This is a genomic window from Cellulosimicrobium sp. CpK407 (assembly GCF_051844275.1).
GTDB lineage: Bacteria > Actinomycetota > Actinomycetes > Actinomycetales > Cellulomonadaceae > Cellulosimicrobium > Cellulosimicrobium cellulans_G.
Map to the genome: position 1 here is coordinate 43564 of NZ_JBGNYC010000007.1, position 26551 is coordinate 70114.

Here is a 26551-nt window from a genome sequence, read left to right on the forward strand (position 1 = left end):
GACCTGGAGGAAGGAGGGCCGTGGCAAGGATCACCATCGCGGACATCGCGCGGGAGGCCGGGGTCTCGACGGGCGCGGTGTCGTACGCGCTGAACAACCGGCCCGGCGTGTCGGAGGCGACCCGAGCCCGGATCCTGGGGATCGCGGCCGACCTGGGCTGGGCGCCGAGCTCGGCCGCGCGTTCTCTCTCCGGGGCACGGACCGAGACTGTCGGACTGGTCCTGGCGCGCGACCCCGGGATGCTCGGGGTCGAGTCGTTCTACATGCAGTTCCTCGCGGGCATCGAGTCCGAACTGTCGAAGCGGTCGTACGCGCTGCTCCTCCAGGTGGTCCCGGACCAGGAGACCGAGCTGCGGGCCTACCGCGCGTGGCGCGCGGCACGTCGGGTCGACGGGGTGATCCTCGTCGACCCGAGCATCGACGACCCCCGGATCGCGATGTTCTCCGAGCCCGAGGCGCTCCCAGCCGTGGTGGTGGGGGACCCGGCGCTCGCGGGTGGTCTGCCGAGCGTGTGGACGGACGACGCTGCGGCGATGCGTGAGTCGGTGCGCTACCTGCACGCCGTCGGGCACCGCCGGATAGCCCGAGTCGCGGGCCTGGAGGGTTTCGGGCACACGGGGATCCGCGACGCGGCATTCCGCGACGAGATCGCGGCGCTGGGCGCGGAGGGAGTGGTCGTGCGGACGGACTATTCGGCCGTCCAAGGGGCGGCGGTGACGCGGACGCTCCTCACGAGCGTGGACCGGCCGACGGGGATCATCTACGACAACGACGTCATGGCGGTCGCGGGACTGGGGGTCGCGAGCGAGATCGGTGTCCGCGTGCCGCAGGAGGTGTCGATGATCGCGTGGGACGACTCGCCGCTGTGCGAGGCGACGTTCCCGCGTCTCTCGGCGCTGAGCCACGACGTCACGCGCTACGGCGCACACGTCGCTCGCCGTCTGTTCGACCGGATCGCAGGTGAGGTCGGGGGGAGCTTCCTCGACTCGACTCCGACGCTGCGCCCGCGGGGGACGACCGGACGTCCAGCGTCCTGATGCGCTTCAGAGTCTCGTCGCGCGAGGCTGTGTCTTGATATCGGTTCGTTACACACCGGGTTGGACTTACGGAAACTTAAGCGCTTCACTAGTCGTGTCGCCAGTGATCGCCCGGGCAAGAGGAGCCCGTAGCGGGCGACGTCAACGACGACCAAGGAGTGGAACCCCATGGCAAGGAAGCAGATCGCGGCCGTGCTGACTGTGACAGCGCTGACGCTGACGCTCGGTGCGTGCTCGAGCTCGAACGAGGGCGGCAGCGAGGATGGCGAGCTGTCGGGCACCATCACCGTCCTGACGAACCGCACGGACATCGTCGACACCGCGCTGCAGGACTACGCGGACCTGTTCCAGGCGAAGAACCCGGGCGTGACGGTCGAGTTCGAGGCGATCACCGACTACGAGGGCGACGTCTCGATCCGTCTCAACACGCAGGACTACGGCGACGTGCTGCTCGTCCCGAACTCGGTGAGCAAGGACCAGCTCCCGCAGTTCTTCGAGCCCCTCGGCACGGTGGAGGAGCTCGGGCAGGAGTATCGCTTCATCAACGAGCAGGCCTACGACGGCGACGTCTACGGGATCGCGACGTTCGGCACCGCGATGGGGTACGTCGTGAACACGAAGGTCTGGGAGGCGGCCGGGATCACGGAGCCGCCGACGACGCCCGAGGCGTTCGTCGACGCGCTCGAGCAGATCGGCGAGAAGACCGACGCCGTCCCGTACTACACGAACTACACCGACGGCTGGCCCCTCACCCAGTGGCAGAACAACCAGGGGACGATCGCGGGGACCGACGCCGTGAGCATCCGTACGTCGCAGGACGCTCCGTGGTCCGACGGCAACGAGCAGTACGCGATCGACGGCCTGCTGTACGACGTCGTCGCCGCAGGCGTCACGGAGGAGGACCCTACGACGACCAACTGGGAGGAGTCCAAGACCCTCCTCGGCACCGGCAAGATCGGCGCCATGGTGCTCGGCTCGTGGGCCGTGCCGCAGATGAAGGACGCGGCCGAGGCCGCCGGGGGGTCCGCGGACGACATCGACTTCTGGCCGATGCCGTGGCAGACCGAAGGCACGTTCTCCTCGACCGTCTCGGGCGACTACAAGCTCGCGATCTCGAAGCACTCCGAGAACAAGGAGGCTGCACGCGCCTGGGTCGACTGGTTCCTGAACGAGTCGACGTTCGCCGCCGAGCAGGGCGGCATCTCGCCGGTCGTCGGTGCGGCGGCACCGGACAGCCTGGCCACGTTCGACGCCCTGGGCGTCAACCAGATCGAGCTCTCCCCGGCCCCTGCCGGTGAGGAGACGTGGGACAACGACATCAGCAACGGGGCGGAGATCGACCTCTGGGGCGACAAGTACCGCAAGCAGCTGGTCGACGTCGCCCGCGGCGCCGCCGACGGCGACAAGGAGTCCTTCTTCGCCGACCTCAACTCCCGCTGGGCGGCCGCGCGCGCGAACGTCGTCGGCTGACGCAGGAGCCCTGGTTCGCGTGAGGCCCCCGGCCGCCCCGCCGGGGGCCTCACGCCCGTCCGACCGAAATGAGCATGACATGGCTGTGACCAGTCCGACCGTGGCGACTCCGACCGAGCCGCGCAAGCGGAGTGCTACGTCCCGACCGCCGAGGTCCGGGTCGCTCACCCCGTGGCTGTTCCTCGTCGTCCCGCTCGGGCTGCTGCTCGTGTTCACCTACCTGCCGGTGGCGAACATGATCTGGTACAGCTTCACGTCGTGGGACGGCCTCGATGCGGTGAAGGAAGGCGTCGGGTTCACGAACTACGTCGACATCTTCACGCGACCCGAGCTGTTCCGGGTCTTCTTCGTCAGCCTCTACTACCTGGTCGGCGCTCTCGTCCAGCTCGCGCTGGCGCTCTACTTCGCGACGATCCTCAGCTTCAGCACGCGGTTCCGTAACTTCTTCAAGGGCGTCATCTTCTTCCCCTACCTCCTGAACGGCGTGGCGATCGGCCTCGTCTTCCTCTACTTCTTCCGCCCGGACGGGACGTTGGACGCTCTGCTGGGGATCGTGGGCGTGCAGGAGACGCCGCACTGGCTCGGAGACCCGTCGATCGTCAACTACTCGCTCGCGGGCACGTCCGTATGGCGCTACATGGGCCTGAACTTCGTGCTGTTCCTCGGCGCCATCCAGGCGATCCCGGGCGACGTGTACGAGGCCGCGGACCTCGACGGCGCGACGTCGTGGCAGAAGTTCCGCTACATCATCTTTCCGGGTATCAAGCAGATCGTCGGTCTGTCCCTGATCCTCGCCGTCTCGGGTGCGCTCTCGGTCTTCGAGATCCCCTTCATCATGACGAAGGGAGCGAACGGTTCCGAGACGTTCGTCATCCAGACCGTCGACACGGCGTTCCGGTACTCCAAGGTCGGTCTCGCCTCCGCGATGGCCGTCGTGCTGCTGATCATCGTCCTCGTGATCAGCGCGATCCAACGAAAGTTCTTCCCGGACGAGAAGGGAGACCTGGTATGAGCGCCCCCACCGCACCTGCGCCGACCCGGATCACCGCAGCGGACAAGATGCGCGGGGCAGCCGCTCGGTTCTCGAGGGGCGTCGCGCCCGTCGCGGGGCCGCTGGCCACGACGGCGAAGTACATCAGTCTCGTCGTCGCGTGCGCGGCAGCCGTCGTCCCGATCCTCACGATCTTCTTCGCGGCCTTCAAGTCCCGCGAGGAGTACGTGACGACAGGTCCGCTCGACCTTCCCCAGAACTGGTTCAACTTCTCGAACTTCACGAGGGCCTTCACCGACAGCGACATGCTCGCGGGCTTCGTGAACACCATGATCATCCTTGTCGTCGCACTCGCCGGGACGATCCTCATCGGCACCATGACCGCGTACGCCGTCGACCGGTTCGACTTCCGTGGCAAGAAGGTCGTCATGGCAGGGTTCCTGCTGGCGACGCTCGTCCCGGCGGTCACCACGCAGGTCGCGACGTTCCAGATCATCAACGGGTTGGGGCTCTTCAACACCCGCTGGGCCGCGATCGTGCTCTTCATGGGCACGGACATCATCGCGATCTACATCTTCCTGCAGTTCATGCGTTCGATCCCGCGCTCGCTCGACGAGGCCGCGATGCTCGACGGCGCCAACCGCGTCACCATCTACGCCCGGATCATCTTCCCGCTGCTCAAGCCGGCGATCGCGACCGTCGTCATCATCAAGGGCATCGCGATCTACAACGAGTTCTACATCCCCTTCCTCTACATGCCGTCGAGCAAGCTCGGCGTGATCTCGACGACCCTGTTCCGGTTCAAGGGGCCGACGGGGTCGGAGTGGGAGGTCATCGCGGCCGGCACGATCCTCGTGATCGTCCCGACCCTGATCGCCTTCCTTCTCCTCCAGCGACACATCTACAACGGCCTGACCGCAGGAGCCACCAAGTGACACGTACCGCCACTCCCGTCCCCACGACGACCCGTCGCGAGCTGCACGACGGCTGGACGGTGAGCGCCGTCGCGGGGCCCGTCCCCGCGGGGACGGTCGTGTCCGACGTCCCGGCGACGGTCCCGGGGAGCGTGCACACCGATCTGCTCGCCGCGGGCCTGATCGTCGACCCGTACCTCGACGACCACGAGCGGCTGCTCGCGTGGATCGGCCGGACCGACTGGGTGTACACCACCCGCTTCGCGTGGGCGCCGGACGGGCACGAGCGGCACGACCTCGTCTTCGACGGCCTCGACACCGTCGCGGAGGTCCGGCTCAACGGGACGGTGGTGGGCTCGACGGCGAACATGCACCGCACCTACCGGTTCGACGTCGGTCCGCTGCTCGTCGAGGGCGAGAACGAGCTCGTGGTGCGGTTCGCCGCGCCCGTCCCGTACGCGGACCGGCAGAGCCTTCTCCTCGGCTACCGTCCCCAGGTCAACCAGCACCCCTTCAACGCGATGCGCAAGATGGCGTGCAGCTTCGGGTGGGACTGGGGTCCCGACACCGCGACGTCCGGAATCTGGCGTCCCGTCCGACTCGAGTCGTGGTCCGTCGCGCGGCTCGCGCAGGTGCGCGTGCACGCCTCCGTCGCCGAGCCCGCCTCGACGAACGGTGCCGAGGCCGCCCCTGGCCGGGTGCGCGTCGTGGCCGAGGTCGAGCGCTCCGGCTCGGGAGGCACGGGGCTGACGCTGGCGGCGACCGTCGCGGGCGTCCGGGCCCAGGTCCCGACGGACGGCGACCGGGCGGAGGTCGACGTCGTCGTGCCCGAGGTCGATCTGTGGTGGCCCCGGACCCACGGGGACCAGCCGCTGTACGCCGTCGACGTCGAGCTGCGTGCGGGTGCGGACGTGCTCGACACCTCGGCGCGCCGTGTCGGCTTCCGGACGGCCGCGCTCGAGATCGAGCCCGACGACGACGGGACCTCGTTCCGCTTCGTGGTCAACGGCGTCCCCGTCTGGGTGCGTGGCGCGAACTGGATCCCGGACGACGCCTTCCCGCACCGCGTGACACGCGAGCGGTACGCGGCGCGCATCGACCAGGCAGTCTCGGCGAACCTGAACCTGTTGCGCGTGTGGGGCGGCGGGATCTACGAGTCGGACGACTTCTACGATCTGTGCGACGAGCGTGGCGTCCTCACGTGGCAGGACTTCCTCTTCGCCTGCGCGGCCTACGCGGAGGAGGACCCGCTGCGGTCGGAGGTCGAGGCGGAGGTGCGTGACAACGTCGCCCGTCTCGGGCACCACGCGTCGCTCGTGCTCTGGAACGGCAGCAACGAGAACATCTGGGGCTTCCACGACTGGAGCTGGCGACAGCGCCTCGACGGGCGCACGTGGGGGCTGGGGTACTACACGGAGCTGCTCCCGCGCGTCGTCGCGGAGCTCGATCCCGACTGCGCGTACACGCCGTCGAGCCCGTGGTCCGGCAGCCTGGAGGTGCACCCGAACGACCCGCGACACGGCTCGATGCACGAGTGGGAGCTGTGGAACCGGCAGGACTGGCCGCACTACCGGGACACGGTGCCACGCTTCATGGCGGAGTTCGGGTGGCAGGGTCCGCCGGCGTGGTCGACCCTCACCCGGGCGATCAGCGACGACCCGCTCACCCCTGAGTCACCCGGGATGCTCGTCCACCAGAAGGCGATGCAGGGCAACGACAAGCTCACCGACGGGCTCGTCGCGCACGTCCCGCTGCCCGACGCGATGGAGGACTGGCACTGGGCGATGTCCTGGAACCAGGCGATCGCGGTCCGGACCGCGATCGAGCACTACCGCTCGTGGTCCCCGCGGTGCATGGGGGCGGTCGTGTGGCAGCTCAACGACTGCTGGCCGGTGACCTCGTGGGCCGCGGTCGACGGTGACGGCCGCGAGAAGCCGCTCCTGGTCGCGCTGCGGCACGCCTTCGCCGACCGGCTGCTCACCGTGCAGCCGCGGGGCGAGGCGGGCGAGCTCGTGGTCGCCCTCGTGAACGACAGCGCGGAGGGCTGGCGGGGCGACCTCGTCCTGCGGCGGACCCGGTACGACGGCGTCGAGATCGAGGCGGTCAAGGTCCCGGTCGACCTCGCGCCGCGCACCACGACGACGATCCCCGTGCCGGCGGACGTCGCCCGGGCGCAGGACGCGGCGGGCGAGCTCCTGGTGGCCTCCCTCGGGCACGAGAGCGCGACGTGGTTCTACGCCGAGCCTCGCGACAGCGCGCTGCGCAGCCCCGCGCTCCACGTCGAGGTGACCTCGACGGAGGATGGGGCGCGGGTACGCGTCACGACCGACACCGTCGTGCGGGGACTGTCGCTGCTCGCTGACAAGGTCCACCCGGACGCCGTGGTCGACGACGCGCTCGTCGACCTGCTGGCGGGCGAGAGCGTGACCTTCCACGTGACGGCTCCGACCACGCTGGACAGGTCCGCGCTCGCCGACCCGCGGGTGCTGCGCAGCGTCAACCAGCTGGTGTCGCGCCGGCCGGCGGTGTCGGCATGACGGCGCCGACGATCGACCGCCGACCGCGTGGCGGTGTGCGCGACGAGCTCGCCTGGACCGAGCGCGAGACGCACCTGGCGTGGCTCGACGCGCACACGCGGTCGCTGCTCGGGTTCGGACGTCGCGTCGTCGCCCCGGGAGGAGGGGCGGCCTACCTCGACGGGTCCGGGGCCCCCGACCCGGAGGCAGGCGTCCAGACGTGGATCACGTGCCGGACCGTCCACGTCTACGCGCTCGGTGCGATGCTGGGCGTGCCCGGGTGCGAGCCGATCGCGCGCGGGGCGCTCGACGGCCTGCTGGGACCGCTGCACGACGCCGAGCACGGCGGGTGGTTCCACGCCCTCGACGCGCTGGGCGCGCCCGACCTCGGCGCAGGCAAGTCCGCCTACGACCACGCGTTCGTCCTGCTCGCCGCGTCGAGCGCGACCCTGGCCGGCCTGCCGGGTGCGCGGGCCCTGCTCACCGACGCGTGCTCCGTGTTCCTCGAGCGCTTCTGGGACGACGCGACCGGGCTCGTGGTCGACACGTGGGACGCGTCGTTCACCGTCCTCGACCCGTACCGGGGCCTCAACGCGAACATGCACGCGGTCGAGGCGATGCTCGCCGTCGCCGACGCCACCGGGGACGTCGCGTGGCGCGACCGCGCCGCGCGCGTGTCCCGGCTCGTGGTGCGGCTCGCCGGGGATCACGACGGGCGGCTGCCCGAGCACTTCGACGTCACGTGGACGCCGGACCTGGAGCTCAACGCCGACCGGCCCGCCGACCCGTTCAAGCCCTACGGGGCGACCGTCGGGCACGGCCTCGAGTGGTCCCGGCTGCTCCTGCACCTCGAGGTCGCGCTGGGCACGCTCGCGCCGTCCGACCTACGCCCGACGGCGACCGTGCTGTTCGACCGCGCCGTGGCCGACGGCTGGGCCGTGGACGGCGCGGACGGGTTCGTCTACACGACCGACTGGTCCGGTGCGCCCGTCGTGCGCGAGCGCATGCACTGGGTCGTCGCCGAGGCGATCGCCGCCGCGGACGCCTTGCACCGACGGACGGGTGACGCCCGCTACGCCGACCTGTACGCGACCTGGTGGGACTACGCGGTGACCTTCGTGGTGGACCACGACGGGGGATCGTGGCACCACGAGCTCGACCCGTCGAACCGCCCTGCGGGGGCCACATGGCCGGGCAAGCCCGACCTCTACCATGCGGTCCAGGCGACGCTCCTGCCGCGGCTCCCGCTCGGCCCGTCGATCGCGCGCGCCGTCCGCGACGGGCAGGTGGCCTCGTGACGCGCTTCCTCGTGGTCGGCGAGGCTCTCGTCGACATCGTCTCCGACGGTCCGGGAGCCACCCGAGACCTGCCCGGCGGAAGCCCCGCGAACGTCGCGCTCACGCTCGGCCGGCTCGGTCGTGAGGTGGTGCTCGCCACGGCGCTCGCCCCCGACGAGCGCGGCGCCCTGGTCCGTGACTGGCTCGCCGCGAGCGACGTGGAGGTGGACGCGCACGTGCCGTCGACGGGACGGACGTCGGCGGCGACGGTGTCTCTGGACGCCCGGGGACAGGCGACGTACGCCTTCGACCTCGCGTGGGAGCTCGGGCAGGTGGAGCTCGGCGACGCGGAGGTCGTTCACGTCGGGTCCGTCGCGGCGGTGCTGTCTCCGGGCGCCGACGTGGTCCGGGACGTCGTCCGCCGGGCGCGTTCCTCCGCCGTCGTCTCGTACGACCCCAACGTGCGCCCCGCTCTCGTCGACGACGCCGCGGCGGCCCGGGCCCGCGTCGAGGAGCTCGTCGCGCTCGCCGACGTCGTCAAGGTGAGCGACGAGGACCTCGCGTGGTTCGCCCCGGGGACCGACCCGCTTGACGTCGCGCGCCGCTGGTCGGCGTGGGGCGCGGCCCTCGTCGTCGTGACGCGTGGGGGCGACGGCGCGACGCTCGTCCGCCATGACGGCCGTCTCGTCGAGGTCCCGGGCCGTGCGGTCGACGTCGTCGACACCGTCGGCGCGGGCGACACGTTCACGGGGGCGCTGCTCGACGCGCTCGCGGCGCGCGGGGTGCGCGGCCCGGGAGGTGCGGACGTTCTGCGCCGACTGTCGGACGCGGCGGTGCGGACCGCGGCACGGTCCGCGGCGGTCGCCGCGTCGGTCACGGTGTCCCGTGCAGGGGCGAACCCGCCGACGCGGGCCGAGCTGCGCGCGGTCGAGGGCCCTGTGCGGCCCGCGCCGTTCGCCGGGGCGCCCGTGACGGGCATGACCTGGGGGTGGACGGGCGTACGCGGGACCTGGACCGGTCCGGGCGCCGAACGTTCCATGGACGCGCTCCAGGGCCTCGGCGTGGACTGGGTGGCCGTGACGTTCTCCGCGAAGCAGGACACGCCGCAGTCGACCGTGGTCCGTTACGGCGACGAGCCGACGGTGACCGACGACGAGGTGCGCGCCGCGATACGCGCGGCGAAGGCGCGAGGCTGGAAGGTGTGCCTCAAGCCGGTGGTCGACTCCGCGGACGGGACATGGCGAGCGTTCATCGGCTTCTTCGACGAGGACGTGCCGGGCGAGCCGTCGTGGGACGAGTGGTTCGCGTCGTACACGGAGTTCGTCGTGCACCACGCGCGCATCGCCGCGGAGGAGGGCGCGGAGATGTTCTGCGTCGGGTGCGAGATGGTGCGGGCCGACGGGCGCGACGCACAGTGGCGGGCGCTCGTCGCTGCCGTGCGCGAGGTCTACGGCGGCCTGGTGACCTACAACTGCGACAAGTACCAGGAGGACCGCGTCACCTGGTGGGACGCGGTCGACGTGATCGGGAGCTCGGGCTACTACCCGGCCGGGACGTGGGAGCACCACCTCGACCGGATCGAGGCCGTCGTCGCGCGCGAGGACAAGCCGTTCGTCTTCCTGGAGGCGGGCTGCCCGAGCCGCGAGGGCTCCCCGGCGCGCCCGAACGACTGGAACCTCGCGGGGTCGCCGTCGGGTGCGGCGCAGGCGGACTGGCTCGCCGAGATGTTCGCCGCCTGCGCCCGTCGGCCCTGGGTCTCCGGGTACTTCCTCTGGGACTGGCCGTCGCCGCTGTACGCGGAGTCCGAGGCCGCGGCGAACGACGACTACTGCATGTACGGCAAGCCGGGCGCCGAGGTCGTCCGGCGCGCCTACGAGGAGCTGCGGACGCGCTCGCGCGACTGAGCTCCCCGACTCCGGCGGGAGAGCGGGGCGGGGCGTCCTTCCGACGCCCCGCCCTGCTCTCGCGCGGCCCGCGGGCCGTGGCAGTGCGTCGTGGAGGGCGCCGATGCGGCCGCGAGACACCCTGGAATTCTCTCCGGGGATGCACTACCTTCGACATGAAGCGCTTAAGCGCAACGGTGTCATCGGGCCATGACGGGCCGGATGAGGGTTCGCGGACGAACCCGACGACGACGTCCACCGAGCAGACCGGGCGACGACGCCCGGTTCGGGAGGAAGATCGATGAGACGACTGTTCGCCATCGCCCTGGGCGCGTTGCTCGCCCTGCTCGCCGTGCCGGCGCTTGCGCAGGGGGCGAGCGCCGCGAGCGACGGGTTCTCCGTCCAGGACGGGAAGATCTACGACGCGAACGGCAACCGCTTCGTGCCGGTCGGCGTCAACCACGCGCACGCCTGGTACCCGTCGCAGACGCAGTCCTTTGCTGACATCCGCGCCGCCGGCGCGAACACCGCCCGCGTCGTGCTGTCGGGCGGCCGGTACGGGACGAGCTCGGCGGCCGACGTGAGCGCCGTCGTCGAGCGCTGCAAGCAGAACCAGCTCGTGTGCATCCTCGAGAACCACGACACGACGGGCTACGGCGAGGACGGCAGCGCCCGGTCGCTCGCGAGCGCGGCGCAGTACTGGACCAGCGTCGCGTCGGTCCTGCGCGGCCAGGAGCGGTACGTGATGATCAACATCGGGAACGAGCCCTTCGGCAACTCCGGCTTCCAGAGCTGGACGACGGAAACGATCGCGGCGATCCGGACCCTGCGCGCGGCGGGCCTCGACCACACGCTCGTCGTGGACGCCCCGAACTGGGGGCAGGACTGGTCGTTCACTATGCGCGACAACGCCCCGACGGTCGCGGCCGCAGACGGGAACGTGGTCTTCTCCGTCCACATGTACGGCGTCTTCGACACGGGGGCGGAGGTGCGCGCGTACCTCGACTCCTTCACGAGCCGAGGGCTGCCGATCATGGTCGGCGAGTTCGGTGACAACCACTCGGACGGGAACCCGGACGAGGCCACGATCATGAGCTACACGCGGTCCCAGGGGATCGGGATGCTCGGCTGGTCGTGGTCCGGCAACGGGAGCGGCGTCGAGTACCTGGACATGGTGAACGGGTTCTCCGCGAGCTCGCTCACGCCGTGGGGGCAGCGGTTCGTCCACGGCGCCGACGGTCTCAAGGCCCGCAACGCGCCCGTGGCGTCGGTGTACGGGGGCGACGGCGGTGGTGGAGACGGCGGAACCGGTACGGCACCCAACGGGTACCCGTACTGCGCGAGCGCGTCGTCGGACCCGGACGGGGACGGGTGGGGCTGGGAGAGCAGCGCGTCGTGCGTGGTGCGCGGCTCCTCCGCGGACACGGGTTCCGGCGGTGGCTCCGGGAGCGGGAGCACGGCAGCGAACGGGTACCCGTACTGCGCGAGCGCGTCGTCGGACCCGGACGGGGACGGGTGGGGCTGGGAGAACAGCGCCTCGTGCGTCGTGCGCGGCTCGTCCGCCGACCGCTGAACCGGTCCGCCGCACCGCGTCACGCGCATGAAGCGGTTCATCTGGGAGTCCATCTGAAAGCGGATGGAGAGCGCGCTCGTGCGCGAGCGCAGAACGAAGGAGTTCGATGAGTAGGAACAGCACACGACAGCTCCGTACCCGGGCGACGTCGGTCCCGGCGTACGTCGCTGCGCTCGCCCTCGCCGGGTCGGGAGCGCTTGCGCTTGCCGCCCCGGCGGGTGCCGACGAGGCGACCGCGGACGGTCTGCACGTCGTCGACGGTCGGCTCGTCGAGGCGGACGGGAGCGACCTCGTCCTCCGCGGGATCAACCACGCGCACACCTGGTACACCCACGAGTTCCAGGCGTTCGAGGACATCAAGGGCACGGGCGCCAACGCGGTGCGCGTCGTCCTGTCCAGCGGCGACCAATGGACCCGCAACGACCCGGCGGACGTCGCGCGCGTCGTCCGCGAGTGCGACGTGAACCGTCTGGTGTGCGCCCTGGAGGTGCACGACACGACGGGCTACGGGGACGAGTACGCGCCCGCCGCGGTGTCGCTCGACCGCGCTGTCGACTACTGGGAGGACCTGTACCCGACGCTCGCCGGAACGGAGGACAGGGTCCTCGTCAACATCGGCAACGAGCCGATCGGCAACGGTCCGGTCGCCGACGAGTGGGCGGCGCGGACGTCGGCCGCGGTCCAGCGCCTGCGGGACATCGGGTACGAGCACACGATCGTCGTCGACGCCCCGAACTGGGGCCAGGACTGGTCGCGGACGATGTACTCCCAGGCGCGGCAGGTGTTCGACGCCGACCCCGACGCGAACGTCGTGTTCTCCGTCCACATGTACGAGGTGTACGGCGACGGCGCGGTGGTCACGGACTACCTGGAGCACTTCGTCGACGCCGGACTGCCGCTGATCGTCGGCGAGTTCGGCCCGGCGCACTACGGTAACGACGTCGACGAGGACACCATCCTCGCCGAGTCGCGGCGCCTCGGCCTCGGCTGGTTCGGGTGGTCCTGGAGCGGCAACAGCGGTGGCGTGGAGGACCTGGACCTCGTCCAGGGCTTCGACCCGGCCGCTCCGTCCCCCTGGGGCGAGCGCCTGATCTCCGGCCCGGACGGCATCGCCGAGACGTCGCACGAGGCATCGGTCTTCGCGAGCCGCGCGGACGGATGCTCGGCCGAGCTGGAGATCCAGTACCTGTGGCCGGGTGGCTACCAGGGTCAGGTGCGGGTGGAGTTCGACGGCGAGCCCGTCTCGACGTGGTCCACCTCGTGGCGCGTGCCCGCGGGCAGCGAGCTCGTGCAGACCTGGCACGGTGCGCTCTCCGTGGACGACGGGATCGCGACGGTCACCGCCGAGTCGTGGAACGCGCGCGTGCCGGCCGGCGGGACCATCACCTACGGTTTCTCGGGCCGAGGCGACGCTCCGGTGCTGGCACCGGTCGTCGACTGCTCGGCAGGCTAGGAGACCGGCTTGGTGAGGTGGAGGCGCGGTCTCGGCCGCGCCTCCACCTTGCCGTACCCGCCGTCGACCTCACGGGGCGGTGCCGTCCTCGTGGACGGGTCAGGCGTTCCCCGCGAGCAGGCGGTCCACCGCGGCGAGGGGGATGGGCTCCCAGTCGGGGCGGTTGCGCGACTCGTAGACGACCTCGTACAGCGCCTTGTCGAGCGTGAGCGCCCGGACGAGCGCCTCGGACGTCGCGCGGTCGACGCCGGCGGTGTCGGCCCGGTCGTAGGCATCGAGGAACGCGGTGCGCGCCTGGACGGCCCACGCGGCGTCGGGCGCGCGTCCGACGGCGGCGGCGTAGTCGAACGAGCGCACGATCCCGGCGACGTCGCGCAGCGCGAGGTCGGGGCGCGTGCGCTCGGCGACCGGGCGCAGGGGCTCGCCCTCGAAGTCGAGCACCTTCCAGCCGAAGCGGCGCGCGTGCAGCACCTGGCCGAGGTGCAGGTCGCCGTGGACGGTCTGCAGCCGGGGGAGCGCGTCGGGGACGCGCGTCACGTTCGCGAGGCGCGCGGACGTGCGGTCCCAGAAGGCGGCGACGTCGTCCGCGCGCCGCCCCAGCGCGCGCGACGACGCGACGGCCTCGTCCGCGCGCCGCCGCAGGTCGGCGACGAGCCAGCGCGCGTCGACCGGCGACCCGACGCCGAACGCCCGCCGGAGCGCGGCGTGGAGGTCGGCGAGCACGCGCCCCAGGTCGGCCGCCAGGTCGGCGAACGACGCGCCCTGCCCGGCGTAGGAGCACGCGAGGTCGAACCCGTCGCGCGCGCCCTCGACGAACTCGCTGAGGATGGCCAGGTGCGCGGAGCGGGGAGCCTCCTGGCCCGGAGCGGTGCCCGACGCCGGTGCCCCGCCTCCCGCGGTCGGCTCGCCCGGTCGGTGGTCCACGCCCGGGTCGACGGCGGCCGGGTCGTCCTCCGCGTCCCACGTCACCTCGAGCCATGCGAGCGGCCGGGGAACCCCGGCCCAGCCCTGGGCGGCCAGCGCGCGGGGGATCGTCACGTCGGGGTTGGGTCCGATCGCGATGGCGCGCAGGACCTTGAGCATGCTCCCGCCGGCGACCTGCGGCAGCAGCACCGAGCTGTTCGACTGCTCGACGCTCAACGCGCGTCCACCGGTGAGGTCGGTGTCGGCGTCGCGGCCCCCGTCGCGGGGACTCGCCCCGTCCGGTGCTGTGCCTGGGTCCTCCCACTGCGCCACGGCCAGGAGGGCCGCCCAGCACGCGGGGTGCGCGGCGCCGTCGTGCACGACCCACGCGGCGTCGTCGGTGCCGCCCGGGGCGAGCGTCCCGATCGGCGCCGCCCCGCCCGGCGTCGCGCTGCTCTGGCTCTCGACGCCACGCGTCGCGCCGGTCGGCCGAGACACCCGCTCGAGCACGAGGGGCACCTGCACGACGAGGTCCACGCCGTCCCCGACGAGCCGCAGCAGGTGGAGCTCGACCCGCACGGCCCTGCCGGTGTCGGGTCGGCCGGGCGTCGCGGCGTGCGGCGGGGCGTCGAGCGCGAAGGACAGCCAGGGCACGTGGCGCACGGCGACCCCCTTGACGGGGTACCAGCGGCGCGCCGGCAGCCAGGCGTCCAGGAGCCTCATGAGCTCCGCCGAGGGCGGGTCCGTCCGCCGTACCGTCACGCGTGCCTCCTCCGTCAGGTCGCCTTCATGCCATCACGCGCGCGACGAGCCCGCCGCACGAGGACCGGGAGGAGCCGTGCTCACGCCGGGTCGTGCACCACGAGCCAGTAGAAGTCGCGCGACCCCCACGTCATGACGACGCGCCCGTCGTCGTCGACGGCGGGGAAACGGGCCCCGCCGAAGACGTCCGTGAGCGTCGCCCCGGGGTGGCCGGGCAGGTGCACCGCGGCCGCGCGGGCGGTCGCGGAGAGGTTCGCGACGCACAGGATCGTCTCGGCGTCGGTCCGGCGCAGGAACGCGAGGATCGACTCGTTGTCGCACTCGAGCGCGACGAAGTCGCCGGTGCCGAACGCCTTGTGGCGGCGCCGGACCTTGAGCATGCCGTGCACCCAGTGCAGCAGGGACGTCGACTGCTCGAGCTGCGCCTCGACGTTGACGTAGCCGTAGTGGTGCACGAGCGACTGCACGAGCGGCAGGTAGACCTTGCCGGGGTCGGCGGTCGAGAACCCGGCGTTGCGGTCGGGCGTCCACTGCATGGGGGTGCGCACCGAGTCGCGGTCCGGCAGCCAGATGTTGTCTCCCATCCCGATCTCGTCGCCGTAGTAGAGGCACGGGCTGCCCGGCAGGGAGAGCAGGAGCGCGTGGGCGAGCTCGACCTCCTTGCGCGAGTTGTCGAGCAGGGGAGCGAGCCGACGGCGGATGCCGACGTTCGCGCGCATGCGCGGGTCGGGCGCGTACCACCCGTACATCGACGCGCGCTCCTCGGTGGAGACCATCTCGAGCGTGAGCTCGTCGTGGTTGCGCAGGAACGTGCTCCACTGCGCGCCGGGCGGGATGTCGGGCGTGTCGGCGAGGATCTCGAGGACCTGGTTCGCGCGCTGGTCGCGGATCGCGTAGTAGATGCGGGGCATCACGGGGAAGTGGAAGCACATGTGGCACTCCGGCTCGTCCTCGGTGCCAAAGTAGTCCACGACCTCGCGCGGCCACTGGTTCGCCTCGGCGAGCAGGATGCGCCCCGGGAACTCGGCGTCGACCATGCGCCGCACGCGCCGCAGGAACTCGTGCGTCTGCGGCAGGTTCTCGCAGTTGGTGCCCTCGGCCTCGTAGAGGTACGGCACGGCGTCGAGGCGGAACCCGTCGACGCCCATCTGCAGCCAGAACCGCGCGACGTCGAGCATCGCGTCGGCGACGCGCGGGTTCTCGAAGTTGAGGTCGGGCTGGTGGGAGAAGAACCGGTGCCAGAAGAACTGGCGGCGCACGGGGTCGAACGTCCAGTTGGACGTCTCGGTGTCGACGAAGATGATGCGCGCGTCCTGGTAGCGCGTGTCGTCGTCGCTCCACACGTAGAAGTCGCCGTACGGGCCCTCGGGGTCGGCGCGCGACGCCTGGAACCAGGGGTGCTGGTCGCTCGTGTGGTTCATGACGAGGTCGATGACGACGCGCATCCCGCGCGCGTGCGCCTCGCTGACGAGCTCGGCGAAGTCCGACGTCGAGCCGTACTGCGGCGCGATCGCGGTGTAGTCGGACACGTCGTAGCCGCCGTCGCGCAGGGGCGACGGGTAGAACGGCGGCAGCCACAGCGCGTCGATGCCGAGCCACTGGAGGTAGTCGAGGCGGTCGATGAGGCCCCGCAGGTCGCCCGTCCCGCTGCCGTCGGAGTCGGAGAACGCGCGGACGATCACCTCGTAGAACACCGCCGTGCGGTACCAGTCCGGGTCGTCGGACAGCCCGGGGCGCGCGTCGACGGGCGCCGTCGGCTGGCGCCGGGGTGGGAGCGCCGCGACGGGGACCGGCGCGGTGATGGGCGGCACGGGGGCGGGGCCGGCAGCGGGACCGCGCACGGGGACCGGTGCAGCGTCGCGAGGGAACGTCATGCAGGCCTCACGTGCACGACGTGCGCGACCTGGCGCATCGGCTCGAGCCGCACGTAGACGTCCTGGCCCCAGCCGTAGCTCTCGCCGGACAGCTCGTCGTGCGCGACGAAGGACGGCGCCCACGGGTCCTGGCCGTCCGCGAGGGGAGGCAGCCCGAGGGCCGCGAGGTCGAGGTGCACGTTCGACTCCTGCGGGGAGTGGGGGTCGAGGTTCACGACGACGACGACCGTGTCGGCCTCGCCGGTCGGCGAGTGCTCGGCGGGCAGGTGCCGGGAGAACGCGAGCACCTGGTCGTTCGTCGTCGGGTGGACGGTGAGGTTGCGGAGCTGGCGCAGCGCGGGGTGGTCGCGCCGGACCTCGTTGAGCCGCGTGAGCAGCGTCGAGATCCCGATCTCCTCCGCGAGCGCCCAGTCGCGCGGCTTGTACTCGTACTTCTCGTTGTCGATCTGCTCCTCGACGCCCGGCCGCGGCACGTTCTCCACGAGCTCGTACCCGGAGTAGATCCCCCACGTGGGCGACCCGGTCGCGGCGAGCACCGCGCGCACCGCGAACCCGGCCACCCCGCCGTGCTGGAGGTAGGGCGGGAGGATGTCGTGCGTCGTCGGCCAGAAGCTGGGCCGCATGTACGCGCCGGCCTCGCCCGACACCTCGGTGAGGTACTCGGCGAGCTCGTCGCGGGTGTTGCGCCACGTGAAGTACGTGTACGACTGGTGGAACCCGATGCGCGCGAGCGTGTGCATCATCGCGGGCTTGGTGAAGGCCTCGGAGAGGAACACGACCTCGGGGTTCGTCGCGCGCACCTCGGCCAGGAGCCACTCCCAGAAGTCGAGCGGCTTGGTGTGCGGGTTGTCGACGCGGAACGCGGTGACGCCCCGGTCGATCCACACGCGGACCACGCGCAGCACCTCGGCGTAGATGCCCGCGGGGTCGTTGTCGAAGTTCAGGGGATAGATGTCCTGGTACTTCTTGGGCGGGTTCTCGGCGTACGCGATCGAGCCGTCGACGCGGGTCGTGAACCACTCGGGGTGCTCGGTCACCCACGGGTGGTCGGGCGAGCACTGCAGCGCGAGGTCGATCGCGACCTCGAGCCCGTTGCGCCGCGCCTCCTTGACGAACGCGCGGAACGTGCGGTCGCTCCCGAGCTCGGGGTGGATCGCGTCGTGGCCGCCGTCCTTCGAGCCGATCGCGTACGGGCTGCCCGGGTCGCCGGGGAGCGCCGTGAGGGAGTTGTTGCGGCCCTTGCGGTGGGTCGTGCCGATGGGGTGGACGGGCGTGAGGTAGACGACGTCGAACCCCATCGCGGCGATCGCCGGCAGGCGCCGGGCCGCCGCGGTGAACGTCCCGGAGCGCCAGCGGCCGTCCTTCATCCGGCGCGCACCCTCGGAGCGCGGGAACATCTCGTACCACGCACCCGCGAGCGCCAGCGGTCGTTCGACGCGCAGGTCGTAGGTGGCCGACGCCGTCACGTGGTCGCGCAGGGGCGCGCGGTCCAGGACGTCGCGCACCTCGGGCGACGTCGCCGCGGCGAGGCGGGCCTCGGCGGGGCGGCTCGCGTCGGCGAGGGCGGCTGCCGCGTCGGCGAGCGTGCGCGCGTCCTGCGGCGACCGGGTGCCCGGGGTGCCGTCGGCGCCCGGGAGGGGGACCGCGTCGGCCAGGACGCGCTCGAAGAGCCGGACCCCCTCGGCGAGCATGAGGTCGACGTCGACGCCCGCGGCGATCTTCACGGTCGCGTCGTGCGCCCACGTGCCGTAGGGGTCGCTCCACGCCTCGACCCGCAACGACCAGTCGCCGATCGCGTCGGGGTGCAGCGTGGCGCGGAACCGGTCGAGGCCGGGCGCCACGTCCACCATGCGCGCGGTGCGCTCGGCGCCGTCGGGGGCGACGAGGACGGCGGTCGCGGCGACGGCGTCGTGCCCCTCGCGGAACACGGTCGCCTCGACCGGCACCATCTCGCCGACGACGGCCTTCGCGGGCCACCGCCCGCCCTCGACGACGGGCGAGACGTCCAGCACGGGGATGCGGCCGATCGGGGCGGGCGGGGCAGGACGGGGGGCGGTCGCGGGGGTGCGGTGCGGCGCGGGGGCCGGAGAGGTCGACGTCACACGCACAACGTATCGAGGCCCGCGGGGGGCAGGCACCTGGGAGCGTGCTCGGCAGGCGTCGACGAGGTGCGGTGTCGGGCGTGGCGCCGGGGTGAAAGTTCACGCAAGCGTGACGTGCGTGTGACACCGCGAGGGTGTGCACCGGCCTCGGCCTGCGTAGTCTCGTCCCCGTGAGAGCGATCCGACGGTTCACCGTCCGCACCCTGCTGCCCGCCGAGCTGCGCGACCTGGACGAGCTGGCCCACAACCTGCGCTGGTCCTGGCACGCCCCGACGCGCGACCTGTTCGCCGGCATCGACCCCGAGGCGTGGGCGTCCGTGCACGGCGACCCCGTCGCGCTGCTGGGCGCGCTCGGCCCGGAACGGCTCGCGGAGCTCGCCGCGGACGGCGCGTTCGTCGAGCGCGTGCGCGCGGCGGCGGCCGACCTGCGCCACTACCTCGACGACGCGCTGTGGTACCAGCAGCGGGCCGCCTCCGACGAGGACGGCTCGCTCCCGGCCGCGATCGCCTACTTCTCGCCCGAGTTCGGCATCACGTCGGTGCTGCCGCAGTACTCCGGCGGCCTCGGCATCCTCGCGGGCGACCACCTCAAGAGCGCGAGCGACCTCGGCGTGCCGATCGTCGGCGTCGGGCTCCTGTACGGCGCCGGATACTTCAAGCAGTCCCTCACGCGCGACGGCTGGCAGGTCGAGACCTACCCGCTGCTCGACCCGGACGGCCTGCCGCTGACCCTCCTGCGCGACGACGACGGCACGCCCGCGCGGGTGTCGCTCGCCCTCCCGGGCGGTCGGACGCTGCACGCGCACGTGTGGGTCGCTGCCGTGGGCCGCGTGCCCTTGCTGCTCCTCGACTCCAACGTGCCCGGCAACGACGAGGCCGCGCGCAAGGTCACCGACCGCCTCTACGGCGGCGGCGGCGAGCACCGCCTCCAGCAGGAGCTGCTGCTCGGCGTGGGCGGCGTGCGCGCGCTGCGCCTGTGGTCGCGCCTCACCGGTGCGCCGGCCCCGGAGGTCTACCACACCAACGAGGGGCACGCCGGGTTCCTCGGCGTCGAGCGCATCCGCGAGCTCGTCGAGCAGGGCCTCACGTTCGACGAGGCGCTCGAGGCCGTGCGCGCCGCGACGGTCTTCACGACGCACACGCCCGTCCCGGCCGGCATCGACCGGTTCGGGCGCGACCTCGTCACGCAGTACTTCGGTGGCGACATGGCCCTCGACGGGCTGCCCGTGGAGCGCGTCCTCGCGCTCGGCGCGGAGGACTACGACGGCGGCGACCCGACCGTGTTCAACATGGCCGTCATGGGCCTGCGCCTCGGCGGGCGGGCGAACGGCGTCTCCCTCCTGCACGGCGAGGTGTCGCGCGGCATGTTCGAGGGCCTGTGGCCGGGCTTCGACGCCCGTGAGGTCCCGATCACCTCGGTGACGAACGGCGTGCACTCGCCCACGTGGGTGGACCCGGCGTTCGCGGCCCTCGAGGCCGACCGGCTCGGGCTCGACGAGCTCACGGCCGACGCCGCGTCGTCGGGCTGGCTGCGCGGCGACGGGGACGGCGGCGTGAGCGACGGCGAGCTGTGGGCGGTCCGCCGCGAGATGCGCGGCCGCCTCGTCGACGAGGCCCGCCGCCGCGTGCGCAAGTCGTGGCGCGAGCGCGGTGCGACCCCGGCCGAGCTGGGCTGGGTCGACGACGTCCTGTCGCCCGACGTGCTCACCATCGGCTTCGCGCGGCGCGTGCCCACGTACAAGCGGCTCACGCTCATGCTCCGCGACCCGGAGCGCCTCAAGGCGCTGCTGCTGCACCCCGAGCGCCCCGTGCAGCTCGTCGTCGCGGGCAAGTCGCACCCCGCCGACGACCAGGGCAAGCGGCTCATCCAGCAGCTCGTGCGCTTCACCGACGACCCCGAGGTGCGCCACCGCATCGTCTTCCTGCCCAACTACGACATCGCCATGGCGCAGTCCCTCTACCCGGGCTGCGACGTCTGGCTCAACAACCCGCTGCGCCCGCTCGAGGCGTCGGGGACGTCGGGTATGAAGTCGGCGCTCAACGGCGGCCTCAACCTGTCCATCCTCGACGGGTGGTGGGACGAGTGGTTCGACGGCGAGAACGGCTGGGCCATCCCCACCGCCGACGGCGTCGAGGACCCCGACCGCCGGGACGACCTCGAGGCCGCAGCCCTGTACGACCTCGTCGAGCAGCAGGTCGCGCCGCGCTTCTACGACCGCGACACGTCCGGCGTGCCCGGCCGGTGGCTCGAGATGGTGCGGCACACGCTCGCGACGCTCGGCCCGAAGGTCCAGGCGACGCGCATGGTCGGCGAGTACGTGACGCGGCTGTACGCGCCCGCTGCGGCGGCGGGGCGAGCGCTCGCGGCCGACGGCCTCGCCCCCGCGCGCGAGCTCGCGCACTGGAAGGAGTCCGTGCGGTCCGGGTGGTCGCGCGTGCGCGTCGACCACGTCGACTCCTCCGGCATCGGCGAGGTGCCGCAGGTCGGGGACCGGCTCACCGTGCGCGCGTACGTGTCGCTCGGCGACCTGCGCCCCGAGGACGTGCAGGTGCAGGTCGTGCACGGCCGCGTCAGCGAGGCCGACGTCATCGAGGAGTTCACGGCCGAGCCGCTCGCGCTCGCCGAGACGTACGAGGCCGGCCGCTACGCGTTCGCCGGCGACGTCGTGCTCGACGCGTCCGGCCCGTTCGGCTACACGGTCCGCGTCGTCCCGACGCACACCGGCCTCCCCAGCGTCGCCGAGCTCGGCCTCGTCGCCAACGCCTGACCCGCACCGGCGGGGGAGAGCCCGCGCGCGCCGCCCCGGCGCGCACGGGCTCCGTCATGCTGCGGGGGCGTCGAGGTCGGCGGCCACCTGCACGACGACCTTCTCTCCGCGCGTCATGCGCTCGACGGCCTCCTCCCAGCGGTCGAGCGGGACGACGGCGCCGATGACGGGGCCGAGCCGCACGTGGCACGACCCGAGGAGCCGGATCGCGGTGCGGAACGACGACGGCCGCTTGCCGCGCGAGCCGACGACCTCGAGCTCGCGGTTGACGACGAGGTCGAGGTCCGTCGACGGGTGCTCGTGGTAGAAGGCGACGAGCACGGCCCGCCCGCCCTTGCGCAGGTGCGTGAGACCGTCGGCGAGGACGGCGGTCGAGCCCGAGCACTCGAACAGCGAGTGGGCGCCGTACCCGTCGGTGAGGCGGCCGACGACCTCGCCGACGTCCTCGGCGTCGGCGTCCACGACGTGCTGCACGCCGAGGGCGCGGGCGGTCGCGAGGCGCACGGCGTGCCGCGAGCGCCCGACGAGCACGACGGTCGCGCCGCACGCGACGGCGACCTGGGCGACGAGGAGCCCCACGGCGCCGGGCCCGGTGACGACGACCACCTCGCCGGCGAGCGCCGGGCTCCGCTCGACGACGGCGTGCACGGCGACGGCGAGCGGCTCGACGAGCGCGCCCTCCAGGAGCGTGACGTCGTCGGGCAGGCGGTGCACGGCGCGCCCGGGGACGGCGAGCTGGTCGGCGAGGCCGCCGTCGGTGGTGGTGCCGATGCCGGTGCGGTGGGGGCAGCGGTTGTACTGCTCGGTGCGGCAGTAGGCGCACCGCAGGCACAGCGAGGCGTCGGTCTCGACGCACACGCGGTCCCCGGGCCGCAGGTCGGGGCGCTCGGCCGCCGGGCCGACCCACCGCACGACGCCGGCGATCTCGTGGCCGAGGACGCGGCGGCCGTCGAAGCCCTGGCCGGACTCGACGGCGGAGCGGTCGGTGCCGCAGATCGCGCACGCGGCGACGTCGACGAGCACCTGGTCGTCGCGGGGGACCGGGGCGGGGACGTCGAGCAGCGCGACGTTGCCGGGACCGGGCGAGTGCTTCACGAGGGCGCGCACAAGGCCTCCTTGCCTCTCCTTGCATGTATAGACAGGAGTATGCCAGACCGTGTATGTCTAGGGCAGTACGCGCGCAGCACGCGCGCCTCACCTCGACGAAGAGGAGCACGACGCATGAGCAGGTACCTCGTCGGCATCGACGCCGGCACGTCGGTCGTCAAGGCGGCCGTCTTCGACCTCGACGGGACGGAGCTGACCCGCGCCGGGCGCAGCGTCCCGGTCACCAACCCGGCCCCGCACCTGGCCGAGGAGGACATGGAGCAGGTCTGGACCGCCGCGCACGAGGCGATCCAGGAGGCGGTCGCCGCGTCGGGCGTCGCCCCGGAGGAGATCCTCGCGGTCGGTGCCACGGGCCAGGGCGACGGCAGCTGGCTCGTCGGGCCCGACGGCAGGCCGGTCGGCCCCGCCTACCTGTGGACCGACGGCCGCGCGGGCGAGCTCATCGACGGGTGGTACGCCGACGGCACGGTGAGCCGGCAGTTCCCCGTCTCGGGCACCGGGCCGTACGCGGGGACGACGAGCGCCCTCCTGCGCTGGCGCCTGGAGAACGAGCCGGAGTCGCTGCGCGAGGGGGTCACCGCGCTGTGGTGCAAGGACTGGGTCGAGTACCGCCTCACGGGCGAGCTCTCGGGCGACCCGTCGGACGCGAGCCTCGCGGGCATCGACGTGCGCTCGCGCACGTGGTCGGACGAGGTCCTCGACGCGTGGGGTCTCGGAGCGGCGCGCCACGTGCTGCCGCGCCTCCTCGCGCCGACCGACGTGTGCGGCACCGTGACCCCCGAGGCCGCCGCGCGCACAGGCCTGCGGGCCGGGACGCCCGTCGTCAAGGGACAGGTCGACATCGCCGCGTCGTCCCTCGGCGTGGGCGTCATCGCCCCGGGGGACTGCATGGCGGTCATCGGCACCGCGGGGATCGTCACCGTCGCGACCGACGACCTCTCGGCCGGCTTCGCACCGGCCGACGTCGGGTGGGTCATCCCGCACGGCCCGGACACGTGGGTCCGCGCGATGGGCATGAACTCGTGCACGCCGAACGTCGACTGGTTCCTTCGCGAGCTCGGCCACGGGTTCCACGAGGACGCGCGCGCCCGCGCGGTGTCGCTCTTCGAGCACCTCGACGCGACCGTCGCGAGCGTCCCGCCGGGCGCGGGCGGCGTCGTCTTCCACGGGTACACCGCGCCCGGCGGCGAGCGCGCGCCCTTCGTCAAGCCCAGCGCGCGCGGGTCGTTCAGCGGGCTCACCGCCGGGCACTCGCGCGACCACATGCTGCGCGCGGTGTACGAGGGCGTCGCCTACGGGATCCGCGACTGCCTAGACTCCATCCCCACCGAGGTGGGCACGGTGCGCCTCGCGGGCGGCGGCGCGTCGAGCCCCGTGTGGAGCCAGGTGTTCGCCGACGTCCTCGGCCGCCGCGTCGTCGTCCCGGCGGGCAGCGAGTTCGGCGCGAAGGGCGCCGCGCTCGTCGCCGGGGTCGGCGTGGGGGCGTGGTCGACGCTCGACGAGGCCGTCGCGGAGACGGTCGACGTGGAGCGCTCGTACGAGCCGTCGGCGCACGCGACGCGCGTGTACGACGAGTACTTTGGCGTCTACCGCCAGATCCGCGAGCACGTCGCCGCCACGTGGGACCTCCTGCACGCGGCGGGCCGGCGCACCGAGGCGATGCTCGCCGCCTGACCCGCACGCGAGAGAGGGGCGGGTGGTGACGACCACCCGCCCCTCTCGTCGTGCGTCGACGCGTCAGTCCAGCACGCCGAAGCGCTCCAGCGCCGCGGCGAGCTCGGGGTGCTCGCGCGCCGCGTCGCGCACGTCGCGGCCGGCGACCGCGGCGTCGATCGCCTGGCGCATGGCGCGCACGCCCGCGGCGGGCCCCTGCGGGTGCCCCTGGACCGCGCCTCCCGCGCCGAGGACCACGTCGGTGCCCGCGTCCCGCACGTACCGCGCGACCACGCCGGGGTGCACCCCGCCGCCGATCACGGGCAGCGCGGGGGCGACGTGCGGGCGCGGCAGCGCGAGCTGCTGCAGCGTGCGCAGGTACGGCAGGCGGCGGACCGGGTACCCCCCGTACGGGGTCGTCGTGAGCACGAGGTCGGCCCCCGCGAGACGCGGGAGCATGCCGGCCGCGATCGGGGCGCTCATCCCGGACGCGGGCCCCTCGAAGTACGGGCCGGTGCCGGCGAAGTGGCCGAGCAGGGGGACGTCCACCGCGTCGCGCAGCGCCTGCAGGCCGCCGTACCCGACGGTCGCGTAGGTGATCATGAGCGCGCGGGCCCCCGCGTCGACCGCCCGGCGCGCGGTGTCGAGCATGCGGTCCGGCCGGTCGGTGACGTTCGGGACGTAGACCACGTCCTTGCCCGTCTCCTCGAGCACCTCGCGCGCGGCGCGACCGAACTCGCGCACGCGCTCGACGACGGGCGAGAACGACGTGTCGCCGAGCAGCTCGTCGTCCTTCACGAGGTCCACGCCCCCGAGCGCGGTCTCCTTGAAGATCCGCGCGCCCTCCTGCGGGCTCAGCCCGGTGCACGGCTTGATCATGTTGAGCACGAGCGGACGGTCCGTGACCCCGACGAGCTCGCGCACGCCGGCGACCCCGAACCGGGGACCGCCGAGATCGCGCGCGTAGGCGTCCGGGAGCTCGAGGTCGACGAGCTTCGCCTGCACGGACGTCGACGCGTCGTTGCCGAGCAGCGTCGTGAGCAGCATCGGGAGCTGCGGCCCCACGTTGACCGTCGGGACGGCGATCTGGACGAGGAAGTCGTGCACCTCGTCGTCGTCGCCCCCGACCTCGACGGGCGGTGCCTCGAGGACGCGCACGACGCGTCCCTCGTGCCGCGCGCGCAGCTCGGGCGTCAGGCCCGGCACCTCGACCCAGGTGCCGGTCGTCTGCCCGACGGCGAACGTCGTGGCCTTGGCCATGACGTCCGTGCCTGCGGGCAGGCGCAGGTGGTACGTCGCGAGCACGTAGTCGTCGCCGCGGACGTCCTCGGGGAGGCGGAAGAGGGAAGCGGTCGTCATGCGAGGTCTCCGGTCCGGGGGGCGCCGAGGCCCAGGTGGTCGAGGGCGTGCTCGAGGAAGGCGGCCAGCCCGTCCTCGGCGTGGTTGCCGATGCTCGCGAGCGTGACGGCCTTGACCTCGGGGCGCGCGTTGCCCATCGCGAACCCGTAGCCGATGCGGGACAGCCACGGTACGTCGTTGCCGCCGTCGCCGAACCCGAGCGTGCGGTCCGCGGTCACGCCGAGGCGGTCCAGCACGAAGGACAGGCCCTCCCACTTCGCGCCCCGCTCGGGCGAGAGCTCGAAGAACTCGTCCATCGCGCGGGCGATCCGGGGGACGCGCGAGACCGTGGGGGCGACCTCGTCCAGACGGTCCCCGCGGCCGACGACCATGATCTTGACGATCGCGCGCGGGTCGGTGTCCCGGAGGTCGGCGACGCGCACGTCCTGCTCGTTGAGCGCCATGAGGAGGTCGCGACCGAAGCCCGGCTCGGAGATGAAGATGTCGCGCGACGTCCACCACGTGCAGGTGAGGCCGAGCTCGTCCGCGAGCTCGGCCATCGTCCGGATCTCCTCCGGGGCCAGGGTCTCGACGCGCAGGTCCTCGTCCGTGCGCGGGTCGACCACGACGGCCCCGTTGCAGCAGACCACGGGCAGGTCGAGTCCGATCGAGCCCGCGAGATCGAGGGTGTTGGCCCGTGACCTCCCGGTGACGAGCAGGACGGGGACGCCGGCGTCGCGGACGCGGGCGACCGCGGCCGCGGTGCGCGGCGAGACGGCGTGGTCGGCGCCGGCGAGCGTCCCGTCGACGTCGAGGGCGAGGGCGCCGACGTCGGCGAGCGAGGGGAGGGTGACGGTCGAGGACGACATGCTTCTCCTGAGGTCGGGTGTCATGACGCGCGGGCGGGCCCGGTGGTGGCACCACCGGACC

Annotated in this window: 17 protein-coding genes; 11 read left to right on the forward strand and 6 right to left on the reverse strand. The window is 72.7% G+C overall.

The window, feature by feature from the left end:
• The first annotated feature begins 20 nt into the window (after nt 1–20).
• From ABWU78_RS05135 to ABWU78_RS05175, 9 genes are all read left to right on the forward strand, one after another.
• Nucleotides 21–1037: a LacI family DNA-binding transcriptional regulator gene (locus ABWU78_RS05135; RefSeq protein ID WP_253053434.1), complete on the forward strand. Its 1017-nt coding sequence runs from the start codon at nt 21–23 to the stop codon at nt 1035–1037.
• Between the two features lie 168 nt (nt 1038–1205).
• Nucleotides 1206–2507, forward strand: a complete 1302-nt coding sequence (locus ABWU78_RS05140; protein WP_253053436.1) for an ABC transporter substrate-binding protein — start codon at nt 1206–1208, stop codon at nt 2505–2507.
• Between the two features lie 79 nt (nt 2508–2586).
• The gene (locus ABWU78_RS05145; protein ID WP_439157747.1) at nt 2587–3519 is read left to right on the forward strand and encodes a carbohydrate ABC transporter permease; all 933 of its coding nucleotides are present in this window, start codon (nt 2587–2589) and stop codon (nt 3517–3519) included.
• 47 nt (nt 3520–3566) lie between these two features.
• Nucleotides 3567–4433 carry a carbohydrate ABC transporter permease gene (locus ABWU78_RS05150; protein WP_374615086.1) on the forward strand — a complete coding sequence of 289 codons (867 nt, stop codon included), beginning with the start codon at nt 3567–3569 and terminating at the stop codon, nt 4431–4433.
• The gene (locus tag ABWU78_RS05155) at nt 4430–6949 is read left to right on the forward strand and encodes a glycoside hydrolase family 2 protein (protein ID WP_439157748.1); all 2520 of its coding nucleotides are present in this window, start codon (nt 4430–4432) and stop codon (nt 6947–6949) included. Before ABWU78_RS05150 ends, ABWU78_RS05155 begins: the two co-directional genes overlap by 4 nt.
• Nucleotides 6946–8226, forward strand: a complete 1281-nt coding sequence (locus ABWU78_RS05160) for an AGE family epimerase/isomerase (protein ID WP_353708772.1) — start codon at nt 6946–6948, stop codon at nt 8224–8226. The genes ABWU78_RS05155 and ABWU78_RS05160 overlap by 4 nt, the downstream gene beginning before the upstream one ends.
• Complete coding sequence (locus ABWU78_RS05165) at nt 8223–10109, forward strand: PfkB family carbohydrate kinase (protein WP_353708773.1); 1887 nt, start codon at nt 8223–8225, stop codon at nt 10107–10109. Before ABWU78_RS05160 ends, ABWU78_RS05165 begins: the two co-directional genes overlap by 4 nt.
• A 280-nt stretch (nt 10110–10389) precedes the next feature.
• Nucleotides 10390–11661 (forward strand): cellulase family glycosylhydrolase, encoded by a 1272-nt coding sequence (locus ABWU78_RS05170; RefSeq protein WP_439157749.1) that lies wholly within the window; start codon nt 10390–10392, stop codon nt 11659–11661.
• Between the two features lie 106 nt (nt 11662–11767).
• Nucleotides 11768–13114, forward strand: coding sequence for a cellulase family glycosylhydrolase (locus ABWU78_RS05175; protein WP_439157750.1), 1347 nt, complete (start codon nt 11768–11770; stop codon nt 13112–13114).
• Nucleotides 13115–13213: 99 nt separating this feature from the next.
• On the opposite strand, the gene ABWU78_RS05180 is transcribed toward ABWU78_RS05175, so the two are convergent.
• The 3 genes from ABWU78_RS05180 to ABWU78_RS05190 all read right to left on the reverse strand — a co-directional run bounded on the left by ABWU78_RS05180 (nt 13214) and on the right by ABWU78_RS05190 (nt 18755).
• Nucleotides 13214–14779 carry an aminoglycoside phosphotransferase gene (locus tag ABWU78_RS05180; RefSeq protein ID WP_439157751.1) on the reverse strand — a complete coding sequence of 522 codons (1566 nt, stop codon included), beginning with the start codon at nt 14777–14779 and terminating at the stop codon, nt 13214–13216.
• 80 nt (nt 14780–14859) lie between these two features.
• On the reverse strand, nt 14860–16653 hold the full coding sequence (gene treS, locus ABWU78_RS05185; protein ID WP_439157752.1) for a maltose alpha-D-glucosyltransferase: 1794 nt from the start codon (nt 16651–16653) through the stop codon (nt 14860–14862).
• A complete protein-coding gene (locus ABWU78_RS05190) occupies nt 16650–18755 on the reverse strand; it encodes an alpha-1,4-glucan--maltose-1-phosphate maltosyltransferase (RefSeq protein WP_374615064.1) in 2106 nt (701 codons plus the stop codon). The genes treS and ABWU78_RS05190 overlap by 4 nt, the downstream gene beginning before the upstream one ends.
• 170 nt (nt 18756–18925) lie before the next feature.
• Between ABWU78_RS05190 and glgP the strand changes: the two genes are divergently transcribed.
• Nucleotides 18926–21523: an alpha-glucan family phosphorylase gene (gene glgP / locus ABWU78_RS05195; protein ID WP_439157753.1), complete on the forward strand. Its 2598-nt coding sequence runs from the start codon at nt 18926–18928 to the stop codon at nt 21521–21523.
• Between the two features lie 54 nt (nt 21524–21577).
• On the opposite strand, the gene ABWU78_RS05200 is transcribed toward glgP, so the two are convergent.
• Nucleotides 21578–22630, reverse strand: a complete 1053-nt coding sequence (locus ABWU78_RS05200; RefSeq protein WP_439157754.1) for a zinc-binding dehydrogenase — start codon at nt 22628–22630, stop codon at nt 21578–21580.
• A 114-nt stretch (nt 22631–22744) separates the two neighbouring features.
• On the opposite strand from ABWU78_RS05200, the gene ABWU78_RS05205 reads away from it, so the two are divergent.
• Complete coding sequence (locus tag ABWU78_RS05205) at nt 22745–24304, forward strand: FGGY family carbohydrate kinase (protein WP_439157755.1); 1560 nt, start codon at nt 22745–22747, stop codon at nt 24302–24304.
• A gap of 63 nt (nt 24305–24367) precedes the next feature.
• Here ABWU78_RS05205 and ABWU78_RS05210 read toward each other — a convergent pair whose 3' ends face one another.
• Together ABWU78_RS05210 and ABWU78_RS05215 are read right to left on the reverse strand one after the other, a co-directional pair.
• Nucleotides 24368–25642, reverse strand: coding sequence for a RuBisCO large subunit C-terminal-like domain-containing protein (locus tag ABWU78_RS05210; protein WP_253053460.1), 1275 nt, complete (start codon nt 25640–25642; stop codon nt 24368–24370).
• Nucleotides 25639–26490, reverse strand: a complete 852-nt coding sequence (locus tag ABWU78_RS05215) for an HAD family hydrolase (RefSeq protein WP_353708780.1) — start codon at nt 26488–26490, stop codon at nt 25639–25641. Before ABWU78_RS05215 ends, ABWU78_RS05210 begins: the two co-directional genes overlap by 4 nt.
• Nucleotides 26491–26551 lie beyond the last annotated feature (61 nt).

What these genes read in the sequence shown, in the direction of transcription:
- ABWU78_RS05160 (WP_353708772.1), top strand. Translation starts at nt 6,946, where the DNA reads ATGACGGCGCCGACGATCGACCGCCGACCGCGTGGCGGTGTGCGCGAC.
- ABWU78_RS05215 (WP_353708780.1), bottom strand. Translation starts at nt 26,490, where the DNA reads ATGTCGTCCTCGACCGTCACCCTCCCCTCGCTCGCCGACGTCGGCGCC.
- ABWU78_RS05170 (WP_439157749.1), top strand. Translation starts at nt 10,390, where the DNA reads ATGAGACGACTGTTCGCCATCGCCCTGGGCGCGTTGCTCGCCCTGCTC.
- ABWU78_RS05145 (WP_439157747.1), top strand. Translation starts at nt 2,587, where the DNA reads ATGGCTGTGACCAGTCCGACCGTGGCGACTCCGACCGAGCCGCGCAAG.
- treS (WP_439157752.1), bottom strand. Translation starts at nt 16,653, where the DNA reads ATGACGTTCCCTCGCGACGCTGCACCGGTCCCCGTGCGCGGTCCCGCT.
- ABWU78_RS05140 (WP_253053436.1), top strand. Translation starts at nt 1,206, where the DNA reads ATGGCAAGGAAGCAGATCGCGGCCGTGCTGACTGTGACAGCGCTGACG.
- ABWU78_RS05210 (WP_253053460.1), bottom strand. Translation starts at nt 25,642, where the DNA reads ATGACGACCGCTTCCCTCTTCCGCCTCCCCGAGGACGTCCGCGGCGAC.
- ABWU78_RS05150 (WP_374615086.1), top strand. Translation starts at nt 3,567, where the DNA reads ATGCGCGGGGCAGCCGCTCGGTTCTCGAGGGGCGTCGCGCCCGTCGCG.
- ABWU78_RS05205 (WP_439157755.1), top strand. Translation starts at nt 22,745, where the DNA reads ATGAGCAGGTACCTCGTCGGCATCGACGCCGGCACGTCGGTCGTCAAG.
- ABWU78_RS05175 (WP_439157750.1), top strand. Translation starts at nt 11,768, where the DNA reads ATGAGTAGGAACAGCACACGACAGCTCCGTACCCGGGCGACGTCGGTC.